Below are 17564 nucleotides of genomic sequence, written 5' to 3'. Positions count from 1 at the left end.
CCGAGCGCGGCTGCCCCTCAGGTGTCTCAGTTGTTGCCGGCACCGTTGCTGGAGAGGACCGGGATGTCGTCCAGGATGTGCGACAGCGGCTCGTCCTGCTTGGCCTGCGTCGAGTCCTCCGCGCACTGCTGGGTCTGCGGCGCCGACAGGATCGGCACGTCCTGCACGCCGACGTTGACCAGACCCACGATGTTCTGGATGTTCGCCTTGGCCGGCAGGCCGACACAGAGCTTGTTCAGCGTGCCCTGGACCAGGGTGAGCTGCGGACTCTGGTCCCCGTCGGCGGAGGAGTTGCCGAAGGAGTCCTGCGCTCCGTTGCCGCTGGCGGAGTTGGTGCCGTTGTCGTCACCATTGGCCAGAGCCTGGGGAGCGGCCACCGCCGCCAGGCTGACGACGGAAGCGGCGATCGTTGCGGCTGCCCACAGCTTCTTCATGTGAATTCCCTTCATGACCGGACTCCATCGACGGAGTCACGGTGAGACAACTGGCCAGAATTACTACGGTTGCCGGATCAGTGGTTCTGCGTTCCGTTGGAGGAGAGAACCGGGATGTCGTCCAGGATGTGCGACAGCGGCTCGTCGCCCTTCGCCTGCGTCGAGTTCTCGACACACTGCTGGTTCTGCGGCGCCGACAGGATCGGGAGGTCCTGGATACCGACGTTGACGAGGCCCACGATGTTCTGGATGTTCGCCTTGGCGGGCAGGCCGATGCAGGGCTTGTTCAGGGAACCCTGGATGAGCGCCATCTGCGGGCTCATGTTGCCGTACGTGGCCGAGTTGCCGAACGACTGCTGAGCGCCGTTGCCGCTGAACGAGGTCGTCGGGCTGTCGTCCCCGCTCGCCAGCGCCTGGGGCGCCACCGCCGCGGAGATGCCGACGAGAGACACGGTGACGGCGGCAGCCGCCACAGCCTTCTTCATCATGAGAGGTTCCCCTTCAGTTGTTTCCGAGAGCATCCGTACCAACTACACGCGACCTTGTTTGGTTGCCCGCATTCACTCGGATGGGGAACTGCGCGCCGTGCCGATAATCAGACTCTCGGCACAACGGGTGAACCTGCGGAACCATCGCGTTCCCGGGGAGTTGTTCCTTTCGCAGTAACCGGTGCCTGTCAGAAAAGGAACAGAAAAAATGCTCAAGAAGGCAATGGCTGCAGCAGCAGTCGCCGTGTCCGTAGTCGGCATCTCCGTCGCGGCCGCGCCCTCGGCGCTCGCGAACGGCGACGACAACGGCACCTCCTCGGCCAGCGGCAACGGCGCCCAGCAGGCCTTCGGTAACTCCTCGACCGACGGCGACATGAGCCCGCAGCTCAGCCTGGTCCAGGGTTCGCTGAACAAGCCCTGTGTCGGCCTGCCGGTCAAGGCGAACATCCAGAACATCGTGGGTCTGGTCAACGTCGGTATCCAGGACCTCCCGATCCTGTCGGCGCCGCAGACCCAGCAGTGTGTCGAGAACTCGACGCAGGCGAAGGGCGACGAGCCGCTGTCGCACGTCCTGGACGACATCCCGGTTCTCTCCTCCAACGGGACGCAGAACGGCTGATCGACCGCCGCGCACGCACCTCGGACCGCCCGCAGCCGATGGCTGCGGGCGGTCCGGGCTTTTTTTATGCGCGCGCTCTCTGATTCCTTCGCCCGGACGGCACAGTTTCCTCACATCGTGGTCGCTCGTTTGCTTTGTGCAGAGCCCCTCGGCAAAAGGAGAACAACATGTCCTTCAAGAAGAGCGCCACCATCGTGGCCGGTGCGGTCATGGCCCTCGGTATGGCGGCCCCGGCGTTCGCCGACGCCGGAGCGCAGGGGGCGGCCGTGGGTTCCCCGGGCGTTCTGTCGGGCAATGTCGTCCAGGTTCCGGTCCACGTGCCGGTCAATCTCTGCGGCAACAGCATCGACGTCATCGCGCTGCTGAACCCCACCTTCGGAAACCCCTGCGCCAACGACTGACGCGGTAACCGCAGTTTGTCTTCCAGCCGACCCCGGGGCCTCGTGCTCCGGGGTCGGCTTCGAATGTGAAGCGGGAAAGGAAACGCATTGAGGCAGGCACTGAGAATCGGGGCAGTGGCAGCCGCGGCGGCGACGGGCATTCTGTCCGCCCCGGGCGTCGGCGCGTCCGCCCTGTCGAGCGGCCAGGGGCAGTCGGGCGGTTCGCCGGGTGTGCTGTCGGGCAACTCGGTCGCGGCTCCGGTGTCGGTCCCCGTCGACGTCTGTGGCAACAGCGTCGACGCGGTGGGCGCCCTGAATCCCGCCACGGGCAACACCTGCGCCGCGACGGACGCCGACGCCGTCGCGTCCAAGGCCGACCGGCAGCCCCGGGCGTCGAGCGGGACGGACATGGAGGTGGCCGCGCCGCCCGCCGACACACCGGCACCGCGCTCCCAGGGCGGGGCCCACGCCGACGGCGGGGCGCAGTCCGGTGGCGTGCTGTCGGGCAACTCGGTACAGGCCCCCATGGACGTCGGCCTGAACGTGTGCGGCGACACCGTCGACGTGGTGGGGGCGCTCGATCCGGCCCTGGGCAACGCGTGCGCGGGTGACGGGAAGGCGACGGCAGTGCCGACGCCCGCCGAGGAGGACAGGCCCCCGGCACCGCACGAGGACCCAAAGACGCCGCCCACCGTCAGGGCCGCCGTGCCCGAGCCGCGCCAGGCCGACGAGGACACGCGGTCCGGTACGGCACGGGGTACGCACGTGAGGGCGGCGGTCGCTCGGCAGACGCCGGTGGCGCGGGGGAAGTTGGCCGACACGGGGGCCGACCCGAATCTGCTGGCGGCCCTGTCCGCCGGTTCCGCGCTCCTGCTCGGCGGCGGAATCCTCTATCGCAGGGCGGCGGCACGACGGTGAATGCCGGCCGGGAAGAGCGGTCAACGCCCTTCCCGGCCCTCTGAGGACGGCGCGAAAACAGGCTGCCTTCCAACGGCATGAAGCCGCCGGCTGGGAGGGAGGCAGCACGGCCATTCTCATGACAGGCGACAGTGCACCATCGAAACGCGGGCCGTGGGGCCCGCGTTCACTCGTTTGCCAGCCTTCTCACCCCATCGAGGGGCGGCTCAGCCCTCGGACGTGACCGCCACCGGGTCGGGCGTGTGCTGCCGCCCCAGGGGTACGACGGCGCTGCCGCGCCGGTGCTGCCGGGTCAGGTACCGCTGGACCCCGTCGACCAGGGCGGGTGCGGTGTAGGAGGCGCCGTGGACGAAGCGCATCGCCGGGCCGTAGTCGGGCGTCGTCACCAGGCCCGCGAGGAACAGGCCCGGGTGGGCGGACTGGAAGCCGCGCCCCACGCGCGGGGTCTCGTCGGGCCGCTGGGCCAACCGGTGCCGCACCCCGGGCGCCAGCAGGGTCATCCGCGCGCAGGTCGCCTGGAAGCCCGTGGCGGCGATGATGTGGTCGGTCTCGAACTCCTCGATGCCCTGCGTGGTGCCTGCCGTGCGCACATGGACCCTGCCGGCCGTGGGCCGTGCCTCCACGACGGTCCGGCCCATCCGGATGTCGATGGCGTCCGTCCGCACCCGGTCCCGGATCCACCACGCGCCCGCCGGGCCGAGCGCGGTCTCGGCGATGGCCGCGCGCGTGCGCTCCGGCAGCTTCCTGAACGCCCCCGGCCGCTCGGAGTAGAACCAGTTGCGCCAGCCGCAGCCCAGACCGCTGTGGGGCGCGCGCAGGCTCTGGTGCCAGGAGCGCACCCAGGGCGGCGGCAGCGTGTTCCAGTGGAGCCGGGCGGCGCGCGCGACGATGCGTACACGCGTCCCCTGTTCGGCGAGGAGGGCGGCGATCTCCAGCGCCGCCTGCCCGGCCCCGACCACCGTGACGTCCGACGAGCGGAACCGGTCGAGATCGCTGTGTCCGCTGCTGTGCGACACGTACGCGCCCGGCAGTTCGCGCAGCGCCTCGGGGATGTGCATGTAGGGCAGCAACCCGTTGGCCAGGGCCACCGCGCGGCTGCGGAGGACCTGCCCGTCCTCCGTGCGCAGGACGAATCCGTCGGGGCCCGCGTCGATGTGCTCGATCAGCCGCTCGTCCAGTGCGGAGACCGCCTGGCGCGCGAACCACAGGCCGTAGGACGCGAACGTCTCCACGGGGAGCGGGACGCCGTGCCGGGCGGTCACGCCGATGCCGGCGCAGTACTGGTCGAGGCGGTACCTGGAGCCCGGCGCGGAGAGGTTCGAGGCCCAGGGTTCCGACTTCAGGAACATGCCGCGCGGCATGTGGTGGCGCCAGGACTCCATCGGGCGTCCGAAGACCCGGGTGTCGAGTCCGCGCGCCTGGGCGTGGGCGGCGATGGACAGGCCGTACGGGCCGGCCCCCACCACCAACAAGTCGTGCATCAGCAACTCGCCTTTCGGTCGGCCGTCGTCGGGACGGCGGTTACGGGTTCGGTCGGGCCGCCCGACGCCGCGCCGGACGTGTCGGCCCGCGGGGGCCGCGCCCGGCTCAGCAGTCGGCGCGCCGCGTGCCGGGACCACCCGGCGGCCATGGCGCGCCCGGGCCGGATGTCGTCCCGGGCGTGCCAGGCGAGTTCCGGGTCGGTGGAGTCGCGGCGGTCGAGCAGGGCGGAGGCCAGCAGGGCTCTGAGGGCGGGCAGCGGCGCGTAGTTCTCGACGATGAAGGCGCGCCCCGGCAGGGCTCGCCCGGCGGGCAGCGGCTGGCGCGTCAGGTCGAGGTACTGGGCTCGTACGACGTCCAGGCCGTTGCCGTCCGCGAAGAGCCTGAACTGTGCTCCGGGCCGCGGATTGAAGTCCAGCAGGTGGTACCTGCCGGTCGCGGCGTCCACCCTGAAGTCGATGTCGAAGATGCCCCGGTACTCCAGCGCCTCGACGAGGTGTTCGACCGTGGCCCGCAGGTGGGGGGCGGCGGCCCAGCGGCCGACGGAGGTCAGTCCGGCGCCGCGCGGCCAGGCGGCTTCCTTGCTGCCGGCCCCGCCGCCGTGCAGCTCGCCGTGCCGGTCGACGTAGCCGTGGAAGAACCAGTCGCAGCCCGGGCCCGCGGGCAGGTACTGCTGGAGCAGCAGTTCGCTGCCGGTGGCGGCGCCCTTCAGGTAGAGGTCGCGTGCGTCCTGCGGGGTGTGGATCAGGCTCGTGCTGCGCAGCCCCGAGCCCGGGGCGAGCAGCCAGGGGTGGGTCCATTTCGCCACCAGGGGCAGGCCCAGGTCCTCGGCCGCGGTGTACGCCTCGTGCTCGTCGCGGGGCAGCAGCGTGCGGGGGTGGTCGATGCCGACGGCCCGGCAGAGTTCGGGCAGACGGGCCTTGTCGGCGACGTACTCGGCGAGGTGTTCGGGCTGTTCGGGGAGGAGGAACATCTCGGAGAGCGTCGGACGCAGTCGGCTCACGGCGATGGCTCCCGCGTCGTCCATCGGGAGGAGGACCGCCGGCCGGGCGACCCGGGCGGCCGTCCGGCGCAGGACGGTGAGGACCTCGTCCGGCGACGCTCCCGGGCGTGGCGCGGGGTGCGTGCGGGTGACGTACCGGGAGCGGGTCACGGGGCTGCCGGCCGCCTCGGCGGCCACGTGGACCTCCACACCGCAGCGTCCCAGGGATCGGACGGCCCCCAGTGTCCCGTGGTGGAAGGGGTTGGGGTCGATCCGTAGCAGCACGACCGGGACACAAGGGTCGAGCATGTGTCGATCCTTTCCTGGGACTAACCCGTGAGGGTGAGGGAGGGCGGCCATCGGCGGTCCCACGATTGGCGCCGTCAGCGTTCATATGACTGAGTGTCAGAAATAGTGCGAGACGCGGGACGAGGAGCAGACATGGTGAGAAAACGCCGGTGGACGCGGTACGGACGCCTCCCGCTTGTCGCGGTCGGAGCCGTGCTCGCGGCGGTGACCGCGGCGGGAACCGTGTCCATCGAACGGGCGGACGCGACCCCGCGCGCCGAACGGATCCCGGCCGCCGCGAACGTTCCCGCTCCGCCACCCGTCGACGCGCCACAGACACCGGCCGCCACCCCGCCCGTCACGGCGCCACCGAGCCCGGTCCCGAGTGCGGACCCGAGCGCGGTCCCGAGTGCGGACCCGAGTCCGGTCCCGGTCCCGACCGCTTCCGCGGAAGCGGCCACGCTCCCGGCGTTCGGGGCCTACCTGGACTACGGGCCGCTCGGGGTGGCACGGATGACGAAGCTGTCGGACTGGCTCGACGGCGCCGATCTGCGCGTGGGGCACACCTATCTTCCCGGTGACAGGTGGAGCAACATCGAGGGCTCCCCGACGTTTCTCGACAGTTGGGCCAAGTGGCGTCGTGACCGCGATGACCGGCTCTTCGTACTGAACGTGCCCATGCTGGAGCGCAACGAGGCGCACATCCCCGACGCCGCGGTGCGCACTCTGCTGCGGCAGGGCGCGGCGGGCGACTTCGACCGGCACTTCCGCGTCCTTGCCGAGCGTCTGGTGGCCCTGCGGGTGCCGGACACCGTCGTGGTGCTCGGCTGGGAGATGAACGGCATCACGTACACGCACCGCTGCGGGCCCGACCCGACGGCGTGGAAGGCGTACTGGAAGCGGATCGTCACCACGATGCGGGCCGTGCCCGGGCAGAAGTTCCGCTTCGACTTCGCGCCCACCCGGGGTCTGGACGCCGTGCCGTGGACCGACTGCTACCCCGGTGACGACGTGGTCGACATCCTCGGCATGGACGCCTACGACCAGCCGTCGGGCAAGTCCTTCGACGAGCAGGTGTCCGAGCCGTACGGGCTCCAGCGCCACGTCGACTTCGCGGCGGAGCACAAGAAGCCGATCTCGTACCCGGAGTGGGGGCTGTTCCGCAACGGCGACAACCCGGAGTACATGCGGCGCATGCTCGCCTGGATGGACGAGCACAAGGCGGTCTACAACACCCTCACGGACTACTGCCCGCACGGGGTGTGGCAGTGCCGTCAGAACCCGCGGGCCGCGCAGGTCTACCGGACCGTGCTGAGCGGCCGCGACCGACCGGCCCTGCCCCTGCCCGTACCCGCGCGGCCGGTCGAACCGGCCGGGCCGCCGAAGTGCTCCCCCGTGCGTCTGGGCGACTGGGCCGAGCGGGTGCTCGGCGGCAGGCTGTGCCTGCGGTTCCACGCCTGGGAGCGGCCTTCCTGAACGGGTCGGGCCGCGGGACGTGGTGGCGGCCCCGGCTCTATGCCGGGTCGCCACCGCGCTCCTTCCAGGCGCGCCGGGCCCGCTTGGCCCAGGTACGGGCGCGGACGTCGGCCAGGACCGCGCCGAGCAGCGGGGCCGTGCCGCGGCGGGCCAGGAGGAGGCGCTGGTTGACCAGTTGCTCGGGCCGCCAGTGCAGCTTGTAGGGCTCGGTGCCGCGCAGCAGGCTCAGCACCCCGTCGCGGGGCCCGTCCTGGAGGTGCTCGGCGCACGACCGCAGCAGCATGGTCGCGACGTCGATCTTGCGTTCGCGCAGCCGCGGGTGGGCGCCGTAGAGGTAGCCGCCCGCCAGCCGGGGCGAGAGGAAGGTCAGGTCGGCGGCGACCACCGAGCCCTCCAGGGTGAACTCCGTGACGACGGCATCGCCCGTCTGTGCCATCTGCGTCACCGACCTGGTCAGATGCTCGGCGAACCGCGGCCTGACGTGCTCCGTGGTCACCTTGCGTTCCTGCCACTGGAGTCGGTGCAGTTCCAGGAGGCGTCGCAGCGAGCCGCCGACCTCGGACGCGGGCACGATCCGGCGTTCGATCCCCATGGCGTCCAGCTTGCGCAGCTTGGCGCGGGCCCGCTGCGCCCTGGGCCGCGGCAGCCGCTGCACCAGGCCGTCCATCGGGAGCGCGGGCAGTTCCAGGCACGGGGAGTCGTCGAGCCGGTGGCGCGGCCCCGGCCAGCGGGCGTGCAGGGCCTCCACCGTGCTGCCGGGCCGCACCTCGCGGAAGTCGATGACCGCGGTCCCGGCCAGCCGCCACAACCCGGAACCGAGCGCGGTGACCGTACCGGAGACCGCGTCGGCCGGGCCGTCCTCGACGAGGACGTCGCTGAAGTCGGAGATGGCCGTGCCGAGCGGTGTCAGCGTGGGGAAGGGCAGCGGCCGCAGCATGAGCGGCGCCGCGGCCACCAGGCGGCCCGCGCGGCGTACGAGGACGACGCGCAGCCGGCCCGCCCGGCCGTAGGAGAGCCACCACGAGTGGAGCCAGGCGTGGCTCTGGAAGGGGGTCGCGGTCGCGCACGCGCGGTGCAGGCGGTTCCACTCCTCGCGCAGGGTCCCGAACTCGGCCGTGTCCGTGCAGACCGTGACGACCGGGGCGGCTTCGCCTCCTGCCATCAGGCGCCGCCCCGCTGTCCCGCGGCGACGGCGGGCGCCGGCACGGTGGCGGTCCCGGGCGCGTCCCGGTGCCTGGGGCGCAGCAGCAGCGCGAGGCCGCCGAGCAGTCCCCCGGCGCAGGCGCCGACGAGCGTCGTCAGGCCGGCCGACGGCGAGGAGGGCTCGGTCGGCTTCACCGCGCGCGTGAAGCGCAACAACTCGACGTGGGTGTCCTTCTTCACATGGCTGGCATTGGCCGTCAGGGCGCGGGCCACGGCGTTGGCCATCGCCATCGCGGTGGCGGGCCGCTCCGACGTCGCGGAGATCGCCACCATGGGCGCGTCGGGCGAGGTCTCCGCGCGGACGCCGGAGCGCAGGGTGCCCACCGGCACGCCCGCCGCGACCTGGGCGTCGCTCAACACCGCGACCTGTGTCGCGACCCTGCTGTAGGCCTGGGCGAAGCCCACCGCGGACGAGAGGTCGGACTGATGGGTCGGTACGGCGATCACGTAACTGGTCGCCGTGTACTGCGGCGTGCTCGTGGCGCCGTACACGCCACCGGCGAGCGCTCCGAGCAGGAGACCCGCGGGCAGGGGCCACCAGCGCGGCACCTTCCTCGTGCGGGTGCCGATGCGGGCGGCCGACGGGCGGGAGGCGGTCCTCTCCTGGGTGGCTTCGGTCATCGCGTACTCACTCCTGGGGTCGGTGCGCCCATGGCGGCGGCGTACACCTCGGTGTGGCGCGCGGCGCTACGGGCGATGCTGTAGTGGTGGGCGGCCGGTGACGGGGCCCTGTCGCCCGTCGGCCGGTCCCGGACGTCCTGGATCCCCCGGGCGAACGAGGCGGGGGAGCACGGGACACGGACGGCGCGGGCGGTCACGTCCGCGGGCAGGTCGTCGACGGCCGGGCAGGTCACGTGGAGCACGGGCAGGCCCGCGGCCAGCGCCTCCACCACGGCGAGCCCGAACGCCTCGTCCATCGACGGCGAGGCGAGCACGTCCATGGCCGACAGCAGGGCGGGCAGGTCGATGTCGTGCGGGGCGGCGGCGGTGTGCGGGCGCTCCCCGGCGAAGACGACGCGGTCGAGGACCCGCGCGCGGTCCGCCGTCTGCCGCAGCGCCTGTTCCTGCGGCCCGGTGCCGACGAGCAGCAGCCGTACGTCGTCGGGGAGGTGGCGCAGGGCGGCGACGAGGACGTCGAACCGCTTGCCCGGCACCAGGCGCCCCACCCCGCCGACGACGAAGGCGTCGGCGCGCAGCCCGAGAGCGGCCCGGGTCCTGGCCCGGGCCGCCGCGTCGAAGGCGAAGCGGTCGACGTCGACGCCGTTGGGGACGACGTGCACGCGGTGCGGGGCCACGCCCCAGCCGTGCAGCCGCTCGGCGACCGCGGGGGACACCGCGATGGTCGCCCGTCCCAGCCGCTCCCCCGCCAGGTACAGGGCGCGGACGCCGCGGGTCAGCGGGCGCCCCTCGATCTGCGCGTCGCCGAGTGAGTGCTCCGTCGCGACGACGGCCCGCACCCCGGCGAGGCGTGCCGCCGTGCGCCCGTACAGGCAGGCGCGGTAGAGGTGCGTGTGGACCACGTCGTAGCGCCCGCCGCGGACGAGCCGCACCAGGCGGGGCAGCGCGCGTGCGTCGCGGTTGCCCGCCATGCCGAGGTGGGCGACGCGTACGCCGTCGCGGACCAGCCCCTCGGCGACCTGGCCCGGCTCGGTCAGGGTCACGACGTCGTGTCCCGGCGGCAAGTGGCGCAGCAGCATCCGCAGTTGCTGTTCCGCGCCGCCCGCGCCCAGGCCCGTGATGACGTGCAGGACCTTCACCGGGTGCCCTCCCCGGTCTGCCATCCGCGTCGGCGTACCCGGTGGATACGGCGCTTGAGTTCGAGCCGCCAGGGGGTGTCGCGCTGGCCGATGTAGATGCGGGGCAGGGCGTGGACGCTCGTGAGGGGGCCGGGCGCGATGGCGCAGCCGTAGCGGTAGCCGGCCTGGCGGACGGCGTCGACCGTGCGGGCGTCGATGAGCCCGTACGGGTAGCAGAAGCCGTGCACCTCGCGACCGGTGATCTCCTCGGTGCGCACCTTGCTGTGGCGGATCTCGGCCCGGAGCTGTTCCTCGTCGACACGGGTGAGGTCGACGTGCATCAGGCCGTGCGAGCCGATCTCCATGCCGGAGTCGGCGACCGCCTTGATGCCCCGGGCGCTCAGCAGCGGTTTGCGCGGGCCCTCGGCGTCCCAGCCGTTCTCGCCGCCGAGCCTGCCCGGCAGGACGAAGACGGTGGCGGAGCAGCCGAACTGCCGGAGCAGCGGCAGGGCGTTCTCGACGAAGTCGCGGTAGCCGTCGTCGAAGGTGAGGGCGACGAGGCCGCGGTCGGTGCCCCGGGAGCGGGCGTCGAGGAGTTCGGCGACGCTGACGCCGCGCAGGCCGCGCGCCCGCAGCCAGCGCAGTTGCTGGCGCAGCCGGTCGGGGGTGACTGTCAGGTTGTAGGGGTCGTCCCGGCAGTCGTCCACGGAGTGGTACATCGCCACCCACGGGGAGCGGCCGGGCAGCAGGTCTCTGGTTCTGGAGGCGGGTGGTTCCTGGAGCGCTGTTTCAGCGGACATGGCGAAGCTTTCTGGTCGCGATGCGGACGGCCGGCAGGAACGCCTGGACGTGGAGGGCCCACAGGAGAAGGAGGAAGACGGCTCCGATGGCCAGGGAGCCGACGGTCAGAGCCGCCAGGGGGTGCTCGAACAGGGCCGCGCACGCCAGGCCCGCGCCCGCGGCGGCCACGGCCGCGAGCAGTGTCTTGCCGAGTTCGAGCGAGACGAGGGGCAGCCGTACGGGGATGCTGCGCCGGTCCATCGCCGTGAGCAGCAGAGCGGCCGTGAACGTGATGCCCAGGGCGTTGGCGGCGGCGATGCCCCCGACGCCCCATAACGCGACCGCCCAGATGCCCGCCCCGGCCGTGAGCGTCATGCCCGCGGCCATCGACAGGACCGGGTACCAGGTGGGCCGCCCGGCGGAGAAGTAGGAACGGACCAGCGCGCCGACCAGGCAGTGCCCCAGCAGGCCCAGCGAGTAGACGCGCATGATGTCCGCGGTCGCGGCGGTGTCCTCACCGGTGAAGGCGCCGCGCTGGAAGAGCAGTTCGATGATCTCGGGAGCGCAGGCGAACACCACGGCCGCGCCGAACAGGACGATGCAGGCGGCCAGCGCGATGTCGCGTTCCACCCGGTCGCGGGCCCGCTCGGTGTCGCCGCGGGCCAGCGCCTTGGCGACGACGGGGAAGGTGACGGTGCACAGCATCAGGGAGAGCACCATCGGCAACTGCGCCACCTTCTGCGCGTAGTTGAGGTGCGAGATGGCGCCGGACGGCAGGGAGGAGGCGAGGAAGCGCTCGATGAAGACCTGCGACTGCCGGCACAGCGCGAAGAGCAGGACGGTCGCGATCAGCGCCAGGTCCATGGCCGGCCGCTTCGCGGCCTTCGCGTCCGCGGACCTGTCCGTGGCTCCCCCGGACGCCGCGCCGCGCAGATGACGGCGGAGGACCGGCGCCTGGACGAGCACCATGAGAGCACCGCCCACCGCCACACCCACGGCGGCGGCGCGCACCCCCCAGCGGTCGGCGAGCAGCAGCAGCGTGGCGATGATGCCGGTGTTGTACGCGACGTAGATCGCGGCCGGGGCGAGATAACTGCTGTGGGCCCGCAGCGCCGCGCTGCAATACCCGGTGAGCCCGAAGGTCAGCAGGCAGGTGGCGGTCAGCCGGGTGCAGTCGACCGCGAGTCGCGGATCGGGCAGGCCCGGGGCGAGCAGGGCGACCACGTGGGGCGCCCCGATCACCAGGAGCACGGCGGAGGCCAGGAACGCCAGGCTGAGGCGGGGCAGCGATCCGGCCACCAGCGCGCGCACCGGGTCCTGGCCCGCCGCGGGCAGGGTGCCGCGCGCGGCGATCGCCGCGCTGAAGGCGGGGACGAGCATGAACGCGAGGCCGTCCTCGATCAGCAGCGTCGTGGCCACCTCGGGCACGGTCCACGCCACCAGGAAGGCGTCCGTCTCGCTGCCCGCCCCGAAGAGGTGGGCCAGCGCCTGGTCCCGGCCGAGGCCGAGCAGCGAACCGGCGGCCGAGAGCACGGCCGTGAGCAGCGCGGCGCGGGCCAGGAAGGTGTTCGAGGCGCCCTGGGGGTCCTGGGCCCTCTCGACGGCGGGTGGTTCGGCTGTCTGCTGCGACGGCATCGCGGGAGAGCGCAAGGTCTCTTCTTCGTCGACCGGGAGGGTGGGTTTCATCGCCGCGCCGCCGCCTCCTCGCCGAGGGCGGCCGGGGCCAGCGCCCACCAGGCGGCCAGCCCGAACACCACGGCGGTGAGCACCGTGGACGGCCCGCCGATGTCGGCGTACGCGAAGTCGATCAGTTGCCAGGTGAGCAGCCCGCAGGCGAGGAGCGCGCAATCCAGGCCGCGCGCCCTCCGGTGGGCCGCCGCGAGCCGCCGCATGCCGCACACGAGCAGCGCGGCCCAACTGCCCGCGATGGCGCACAGGCACAGCAGCCCCTGCTCGCTGAGGACCAGGAGGTACATGTTGTGCGGTGACAGCAGCGGCTGCCGGTGGAAGGCGGCCCCCGCGCCCGCGACGTCGCTGCCCGCGGAGAGCGCGATCGAGGCGTGGCTGTCGCGGTAGGCGGGGAAGTTCTTCAGGCCGACCCCGGTCGCGGGGTGCTCCTCCCACATGTCGATCGCCGCCGCCCACATGGTGTAGCGGTCGGTCACCGACTGGTCGGGGGTGGCCGTGACCTGCGTGATGCTGCTCAGCCGCTCCTGGAGCATGGACGTGCCCACGCCGAACCCGCCGACGAGCACGACCGCCGCTGCGGCCCCGACGGCGAGCAGCTTGGCCGCGCGCCGCGCCCCGGCGAGGACGATCTGGAGGACGCAGGCGACGGCCGTGGCGATCCACGCGCCGCGACTGAACGAGAGCGCCAGCGGCACGAGGAGCCCCAGCGCACAGGCCAGCGCCGTGAGCCGCGGGCGCGGGGAGCCGCTGCCGAGGGCGAGCGCCACGGCGCAGATCAGCCCGTACGCGACCACGGTGGACATGCCCATCACATCCGTCGCGCCGAACGTGCCGACGGCCCGGATGTCCTCCCCCGCGTACGAGGCACCCGTACCGGTCAGGTACTGGTACACGCCGATCGACCCCTGCCACAGGGCCAGCGCGATCAGCGCCCAGCCGACGAGCCGGAAGTCCTTCCGGTCGCGTACGAGCAACAGCACGGTGGCGGGGACCAGCACGAAGATCTGGTAGTACCGCACGAGGCCGAGGAGGGCGTTCGACGACGAGTCCGCGCCGAGGGCGGCCACCGCGACGGCGAGCACGGGCAGGCCGAGGACGACGTAGGCGGTGCGGGTCAGCGGGCGGTGTCCGCCGCGCACGGCACGCACGGCGCAGAAGACCACGGCGAGTCCGGAGACCGCGTCGGCCGGTGTCAGCGCGCTGCCCTCGTCACCGGCGCCCGGCCCGAGCGGCAGGGCCAGCATGCCGATCAGCAGCAGGACGGGGAGCACCGGGCCCGCCCGGCGCACGGCCCGCCACCACGGCGCCGCGGGGCCGGCGCGCACCTCGGTGAACGCGGGGACGGCTGTCACTTCGTCAACTTCCCGTCGGACGGAAGAACTCCGTCGCCGTGCGCAGCAGGATCGTCAGGTCCCGCCAGAGCGACCAACTGTCGATGTACGCGTTGTCGAACCGGCAGCGGTCCTCGATGGAGGTGTCGCCGCGCAGCCCGTTGATCTGGGCGAGGCCGGTGATGCCGGTCGGCATCCGGTGCCGCTCGCTGTAGCCGGGGTAGGTCTCGCTGAACTTCATGACGAAGTACGGGCGCTCCGGGCGGGGGCCGACCAGGCTCATGTCGCCGCGGAAGACGTTCCAGAGCTGGAGCAGTTCATCCAGCGATGTGCGGCGCAGGAACCGGCAGAACCAGGGCATGTGGTGCTCGTTGGCGACGCTCCAGCGCGTCGCCGACTCGATCGGGTCCGCCGGGCGGTGGGTACGGAACTTCAGCAGGGTGAAGGGCCGCCCGCCCCTGCCCACGCGCTCCTGCCGGAACACCACACCGGGCCCCTCGCTGAGCCGCAGCCAGAGCGCGCACACCAGCAGCACCGGGCTGATCAGCACCAGCAGGGTGGCGGAGACGGCCAGGTCGAGGGCGCGCTTGCCCGGGTGCAGCCGGTCGGCCGCCGCGCTCAGGGGGCGGCAGCGGAACCCGGCCAGGTGACTGTCCGCCGCGTGCCGCGCGGGGACGTACGCCGACGGGTCGGGGTCCAGCTCCCAGAACTCGCACCGCAGCTCCGCGAGGCTGTGCAGCCAGGGCCGGTGCTCCGGGGCGCTTGAGTTGCCCAGGACGATCGCGCGCCGCACCCCGTTCTGGATCACGGCCCGCCGTACGTCGTCCACGCTCGTCAGCACCGGGAGCGTCGGCTCCTCGCTCTCGGTGCGGGAACCCGCCGCGTCGGCGCCGACGATGCCGACCAGGCGGATGCCGCTGGGCCGGTGGCGCTGGAGGGCGGCGGCGACCCGCGCGGCCGTCGGCTCGGGCCCCACGAGGAGGGTCGCGCAGGGCCTGCGGACCAGGGCCACGCGGCGCCGCCACAGGACGAACGCGCGGGCCGTGACGGCGAGTGCCCCGTGGGCGGCGCAGCCGGTGAGCACCGCGCGCGGGGAGAGGGGTTGGAGGAGGGGCAGGCTCGCCGCGGCGGCGGTCAGCACGCACCACGCGAGCACGACGCGCCCCGCGAGGGCCGGGCAGTCGTCGAGGACGTGCCGCCCCTCGACCGGCCGGTACAGGCCCGCGGACCGGTGCAGGGCGAGGACGAGCAGCACGAACCCGGTCACCAGCAGCGGTTGGCGCTGGACGGACGGGAGCGCGGCGGTGGCGAGCAGCGCCGCCGTACTGTCCGCGGCGAGCAGGAGGGTGCGGGTGGAGTGGCCCCAGGCGGGACCACCGCTCAGGGTGAGCCGGGAGCCGTGGGCGGTCCGCTGGGAGACGACCATGGCGGGGGCAACGGTTTGTTCCTGGGTCACGTCGTGATCGGCTCTCTGTGTGCGGTGGTCTCCAGACCCAGAAGTTCGCCGTACACCTCCGCGACCGCCTCGGCGGTGCGCCGTACGTCGTGGTGGGCGTGCACATGGCGGTAGGCGTCCCGGCCGAGGGCGCGCAGACCCTCGGGGGCGCGCAGCAGGCTGACGAGCGCCCGGGCCAGGGCCGTCGCGTCCTCCGGCGGGACCACGCAGGTACGGGCCAGAGAAGAAGGCAGGCTCTCGCGGGCCCCGGCCACGTCGGTGACGAGCACCGGGCTCCCGCAGGCCATGGCTTCGAGCGGGGCGAGCGCTATGCCCTCCCACCGCGAGGGCATGACGACCAGGTCCGCCGCCCGGTACCAGGGGACGGGATCGTCGACCGCCCCGGCGAACGAGACGGAGCGCGGCGCCGCCGCCCGCAGCCGCGCCGCGTCGGGCCCGTCGCCGACCAGGACCAGCCGGGCGCCCGGCAGTTCGCGCAGGACGTCCTGCCACGCCCGGACGAGGACGTCCTGCCCCTTCTGGCGGCACAGCCGGCCCACGCAGACCACGAGCGGCCCCTCACCGCGCGCGTGCGGCACCGTTTCGGAGGACCGGGCGGGGTGGAAGCGCTCCAGGTCCACCCCGTTGGGGACGAGCCGCCAGGGCGCGTCGATGCCGTGACCGCGTCCCGTCTCCTGCTCGGCGCGGCTGACGCAGACGAGGCGCGACGTCCAGCGGGCGCCGAACCGCTCCCAGTGCAGGGCCATGCGCGCGGCGGCCCCCTGGACCGCCTCGAAGGACCAGGCGTGCGGCTGGAACACGGTCGGCACACGGCCCCGCACGACGAGCCGGGTGATCAGGCCCGCCTTGGCGCTGTGGGCGTGGACGAGGTCGGGCCGGGTCCGCGCCACCACGTCGGCCAACCGGCGCCCCTCCCGGATCAGCCCCTTCCCCGGGGACCGCGACGCCTGCCACTCCAGGACCTCGCATCCCGAGTCCAGGAGGCGGGGCAGGTTCCCGGCCGCGGGGCAGGCCACCGAGACCCTCATCCCCGCGGCGAGTTGCCCGCGTACGAGGTCGGCGACCACGCGCGCGACACCGCCGTCGACCGGTTGCGTCACGTGGAGAACGTGCGGCGGCAAGGGTGCAGACGTCACAGACATCGCCCTTTCCTTGGCTGGGGAGCGGAGAACGGCTAGGCCCGGACGTCGACGGCGCCGAAGAGCACGCCGATCCAGGCCGCGTCCTTGGCGGACACCAGCCGCAGGCCGAGGTCTCTGGCGCCCCGGCCGACGGCCCGGCCCAGCGGGAACACGTCGGAGTCGTAGCCGAGCGTGTTGTCGTACGCGGGGTCGCGCTTGGACGGTCGCGCGCCGGGTTCGCTGATGGTCGAGTTGAGGACGTCCCGCGCCGGGTTGGCCCGGTCGGCGAGGAGCACCGGCGCGCGGCGGCCGGACGAGATCGTCAGCGAGTCGCCGCCCCGGCCGCGGTCACCGTTGTAGGCGACCAGGCCGACATACCCGCCGGTGCCCCGGGCCGGCGCGGTCCGCTGGTGGAAGCCCCGGCTCGGGTCCTGCCGGGTGAAGGTGTCGAACCCGTCCCGCAGGAACAGGTGCCGCAGCGGCTCGGACTCCTTCTCGTACGCGGCCACGAGCGTCCAGCCGCCCCAGGCACCGGCGGCCGTGCGCCCCATCGCGATGTTCACCTGGGCCACGGTGTAGAGGCCGGACCCGCCGGACCGCACCAGATCGGTGACGTCCGCCGACGCCTGGTACGCGTCGGCGCCGTTGGCCACCCGGTGCCCGATCTCGCTGTCGGCCAACAGCTCCTTGTACTGGCCGCCCGGCTCCGCCACGAGGACGCGGCCGTTGTCGCGCGGCGGCTTCTGCTCCCCGACCCTGAGGTTGCCGCCCCAGTACAGGCGCGCGTAGGCGACCCGCGCGCCGGCCGGGACGCGCAGCTCCGCCCGGGTCGAGTTGTAGGTGTTGGGGTCGCTGTCGACGTCCGTGTAGAACATGTCGAACGCGCCGTTGCCCACCGCCGCGCCCGCGCGCGCCCCGGAGCAGCCCACCTTCGCCGTCGACTTGGCGTCCCTGCACGTGATCGACGCGTTGGCCGCGCGCACGAACCCGCCGTGGAGCACGGAGTCGTACCGCGTGGTGAAGGGGATACGGGACTTCTCGGCCGCCTGCGCCGGCGCGGTGGCGGTCGACTGGCCGGGCAGGGCCACCGCCGCCAGGGACAGCAGGCCCACGGTCATGCGCCGCAGGAAACAGCCTTTGACATTTGGCACGGCCGACTTCCCCTTCAGGAATGAGCAGGATCA

Annotated in this window: 17 protein-coding genes; 4 read left to right on the top strand and 13 right to left on the bottom strand. The window is 73.0% G+C overall.

Annotated elements, in window-relative coordinates; genetic code table 11:
• Nucleotides 1-26: 26 nt before the first annotated feature.
• A complete protein-coding gene (locus tag ACIRF8_RS25840; RefSeq protein ID WP_404218220.1) occupies nucleotides 27-434 on the bottom strand; it encodes a rodlin in 408 nt (135 codons plus the stop codon).
• A 77-nt stretch (nucleotides 435-511) separates the two neighbouring features.
• Nucleotides 512-922: a rodlin gene (locus tag ACIRF8_RS25835; protein WP_404218141.1), complete on the bottom strand. Its 411-nt coding sequence runs from the start codon at nucleotides 920-922 to the stop codon at nucleotides 512-514.
• A gap of 208 nt (nucleotides 923-1130) precedes the next feature.
• Between ACIRF8_RS25835 and ACIRF8_RS25830 the strand changes: the two genes are divergently transcribed.
• From ACIRF8_RS25830 to ACIRF8_RS25820, 3 genes are all read left to right on the top strand, one after another.
• On the top strand, nucleotides 1131-1541 hold the full coding sequence (locus ACIRF8_RS25830; RefSeq protein WP_404218139.1) for a rodlin: 411 nt from the start codon (nucleotides 1131-1133) through the stop codon (nucleotides 1539-1541).
• A 209-nt stretch (nucleotides 1542-1750) separates the two neighbouring features.
• Nucleotides 1751-1942, top strand: a complete 192-nt coding sequence (locus ACIRF8_RS25825) for a chaplin (RefSeq protein WP_404218218.1) — start codon at nucleotides 1751-1753, stop codon at nucleotides 1940-1942.
• A gap of 114 nt (nucleotides 1943-2056) precedes the next feature.
• Nucleotides 2057-2839 carry a chaplin gene (locus ACIRF8_RS25820; RefSeq protein WP_404218137.1) on the top strand — a complete coding sequence of 261 codons (783 nt, stop codon included), beginning with the start codon at nucleotides 2057-2059 and terminating at the stop codon, nucleotides 2837-2839.
• Between the two features lie 206 nt (nucleotides 2840-3045).
• On the opposite strand, the gene ACIRF8_RS25815 is transcribed toward ACIRF8_RS25820, so the two are convergent.
• Both ACIRF8_RS25815 and ACIRF8_RS25810 read right to left on the bottom strand, forming a co-directional pair.
• On the bottom strand, nucleotides 3046-4320 hold the full coding sequence (locus ACIRF8_RS25815; protein ID WP_404218135.1) for an NAD(P)-binding domain-containing protein: 1275 nt from the start codon (nucleotides 4318-4320) through the stop codon (nucleotides 3046-3048).
• The gene (locus ACIRF8_RS25810; RefSeq protein ID WP_404218133.1) at nucleotides 4320-5609 is read right to left on the bottom strand and encodes an ATP-grasp domain-containing protein; all 1290 of its coding nucleotides are present in this window, start codon (nucleotides 5607-5609) and stop codon (nucleotides 4320-4322) included. Before ACIRF8_RS25810 ends, ACIRF8_RS25815 begins: the two co-directional genes overlap by 1 nt.
• 132 nt (nucleotides 5610-5741) lie before the next feature.
• Here ACIRF8_RS25810 and ACIRF8_RS25805 point away from each other — a divergent pair, with 132 nt between their 5' ends.
• On the top strand, nucleotides 5742-7064 hold the full coding sequence (locus ACIRF8_RS25805; protein WP_404218131.1) for a glycoside hydrolase family 26 protein: 1323 nt from the start codon (nucleotides 5742-5744) through the stop codon (nucleotides 7062-7064).
• Between the two features lie 37 nt (nucleotides 7065-7101).
• On the opposite strand, the gene ACIRF8_RS25800 is transcribed toward ACIRF8_RS25805, so the two are convergent.
• Genes ACIRF8_RS25800 through ACIRF8_RS25760 form a run of 9 tightly spaced genes read right to left on the bottom strand, consistent with a single transcriptional unit; the run spans nucleotide 7102 to nucleotide 17498 of the window.
• A complete protein-coding gene (locus tag ACIRF8_RS25800; RefSeq protein WP_404218129.1) occupies nucleotides 7102-8226 on the bottom strand; it encodes a GNAT family N-acetyltransferase in 1125 nt (374 codons plus the stop codon).
• Complete coding sequence (locus ACIRF8_RS25795) at nucleotides 8226-8888, bottom strand: lipopolysaccharide biosynthesis protein (protein ID WP_404218127.1); 663 nt, start codon at nucleotides 8886-8888, stop codon at nucleotides 8226-8228. Before ACIRF8_RS25795 ends, ACIRF8_RS25800 begins: the two co-directional genes overlap by 1 nt.
• Nucleotides 8885-10024 carry a glycosyltransferase gene (locus ACIRF8_RS25790; protein WP_404218216.1) on the bottom strand — a complete coding sequence of 380 codons (1140 nt, stop codon included), beginning with the start codon at nucleotides 10022-10024 and terminating at the stop codon, nucleotides 8885-8887. Before ACIRF8_RS25790 ends, ACIRF8_RS25795 begins: the two co-directional genes overlap by 4 nt.
• A complete protein-coding gene (locus ACIRF8_RS25785) occupies nucleotides 10021-10803 on the bottom strand; it encodes a polysaccharide deacetylase family protein (RefSeq protein ID WP_404218125.1) in 783 nt (260 codons plus the stop codon). The genes ACIRF8_RS25790 and ACIRF8_RS25785 overlap by 4 nt, the downstream gene beginning before the upstream one ends.
• On the bottom strand, nucleotides 10793-12469 hold the full coding sequence (murJ, locus tag ACIRF8_RS25780) for a murein biosynthesis integral membrane protein MurJ (protein ID WP_404218123.1): 1677 nt from the start codon (nucleotides 12467-12469) through the stop codon (nucleotides 10793-10795). Before murJ ends, ACIRF8_RS25785 begins: the two co-directional genes overlap by 11 nt.
• A complete protein-coding gene (locus ACIRF8_RS25775; protein ID WP_404218121.1) occupies nucleotides 12466-13824 on the bottom strand; it encodes an O-antigen ligase family protein in 1359 nt (452 codons plus the stop codon). Before ACIRF8_RS25775 ends, murJ begins: the two co-directional genes overlap by 4 nt.
• Before the next feature lie 4 nt (nucleotides 13825-13828).
• Nucleotides 13829-15229: a sugar transferase gene (locus ACIRF8_RS25770; protein ID WP_404218214.1), complete on the bottom strand. Its 1401-nt coding sequence runs from the start codon at nucleotides 15227-15229 to the stop codon at nucleotides 13829-13831.
• Nucleotides 15230-15255: 26 nt separating this feature from the next.
• Nucleotides 15256-16401, bottom strand: a complete 1146-nt coding sequence (locus ACIRF8_RS25765) for a glycosyltransferase family 4 protein (protein ID WP_404218119.1) — start codon at nucleotides 16399-16401, stop codon at nucleotides 15256-15258.
• A gap of 32 nt (nucleotides 16402-16433) precedes the next feature.
• Entirely contained in the window at nucleotides 16434-17498 is a 1065-nt protein-coding gene (locus tag ACIRF8_RS25760) for a DUF3344 domain-containing protein (RefSeq protein WP_404218117.1), read from the bottom strand.
• Nucleotides 17499-17564 lie beyond the last annotated feature (66 nt).

This window comes from Streptomyces sp. NPDC102406, assembly GCF_044765725.1.
In the GTDB taxonomy this organism is placed as follows: Bacteria; Actinomycetota; Actinomycetes; order Streptomycetales; family Streptomycetaceae; genus Streptomyces.
Note: the sequence above shows the minus strand (reverse complement) of the source record. Positions and strands in the feature narration are given on the sequence as shown.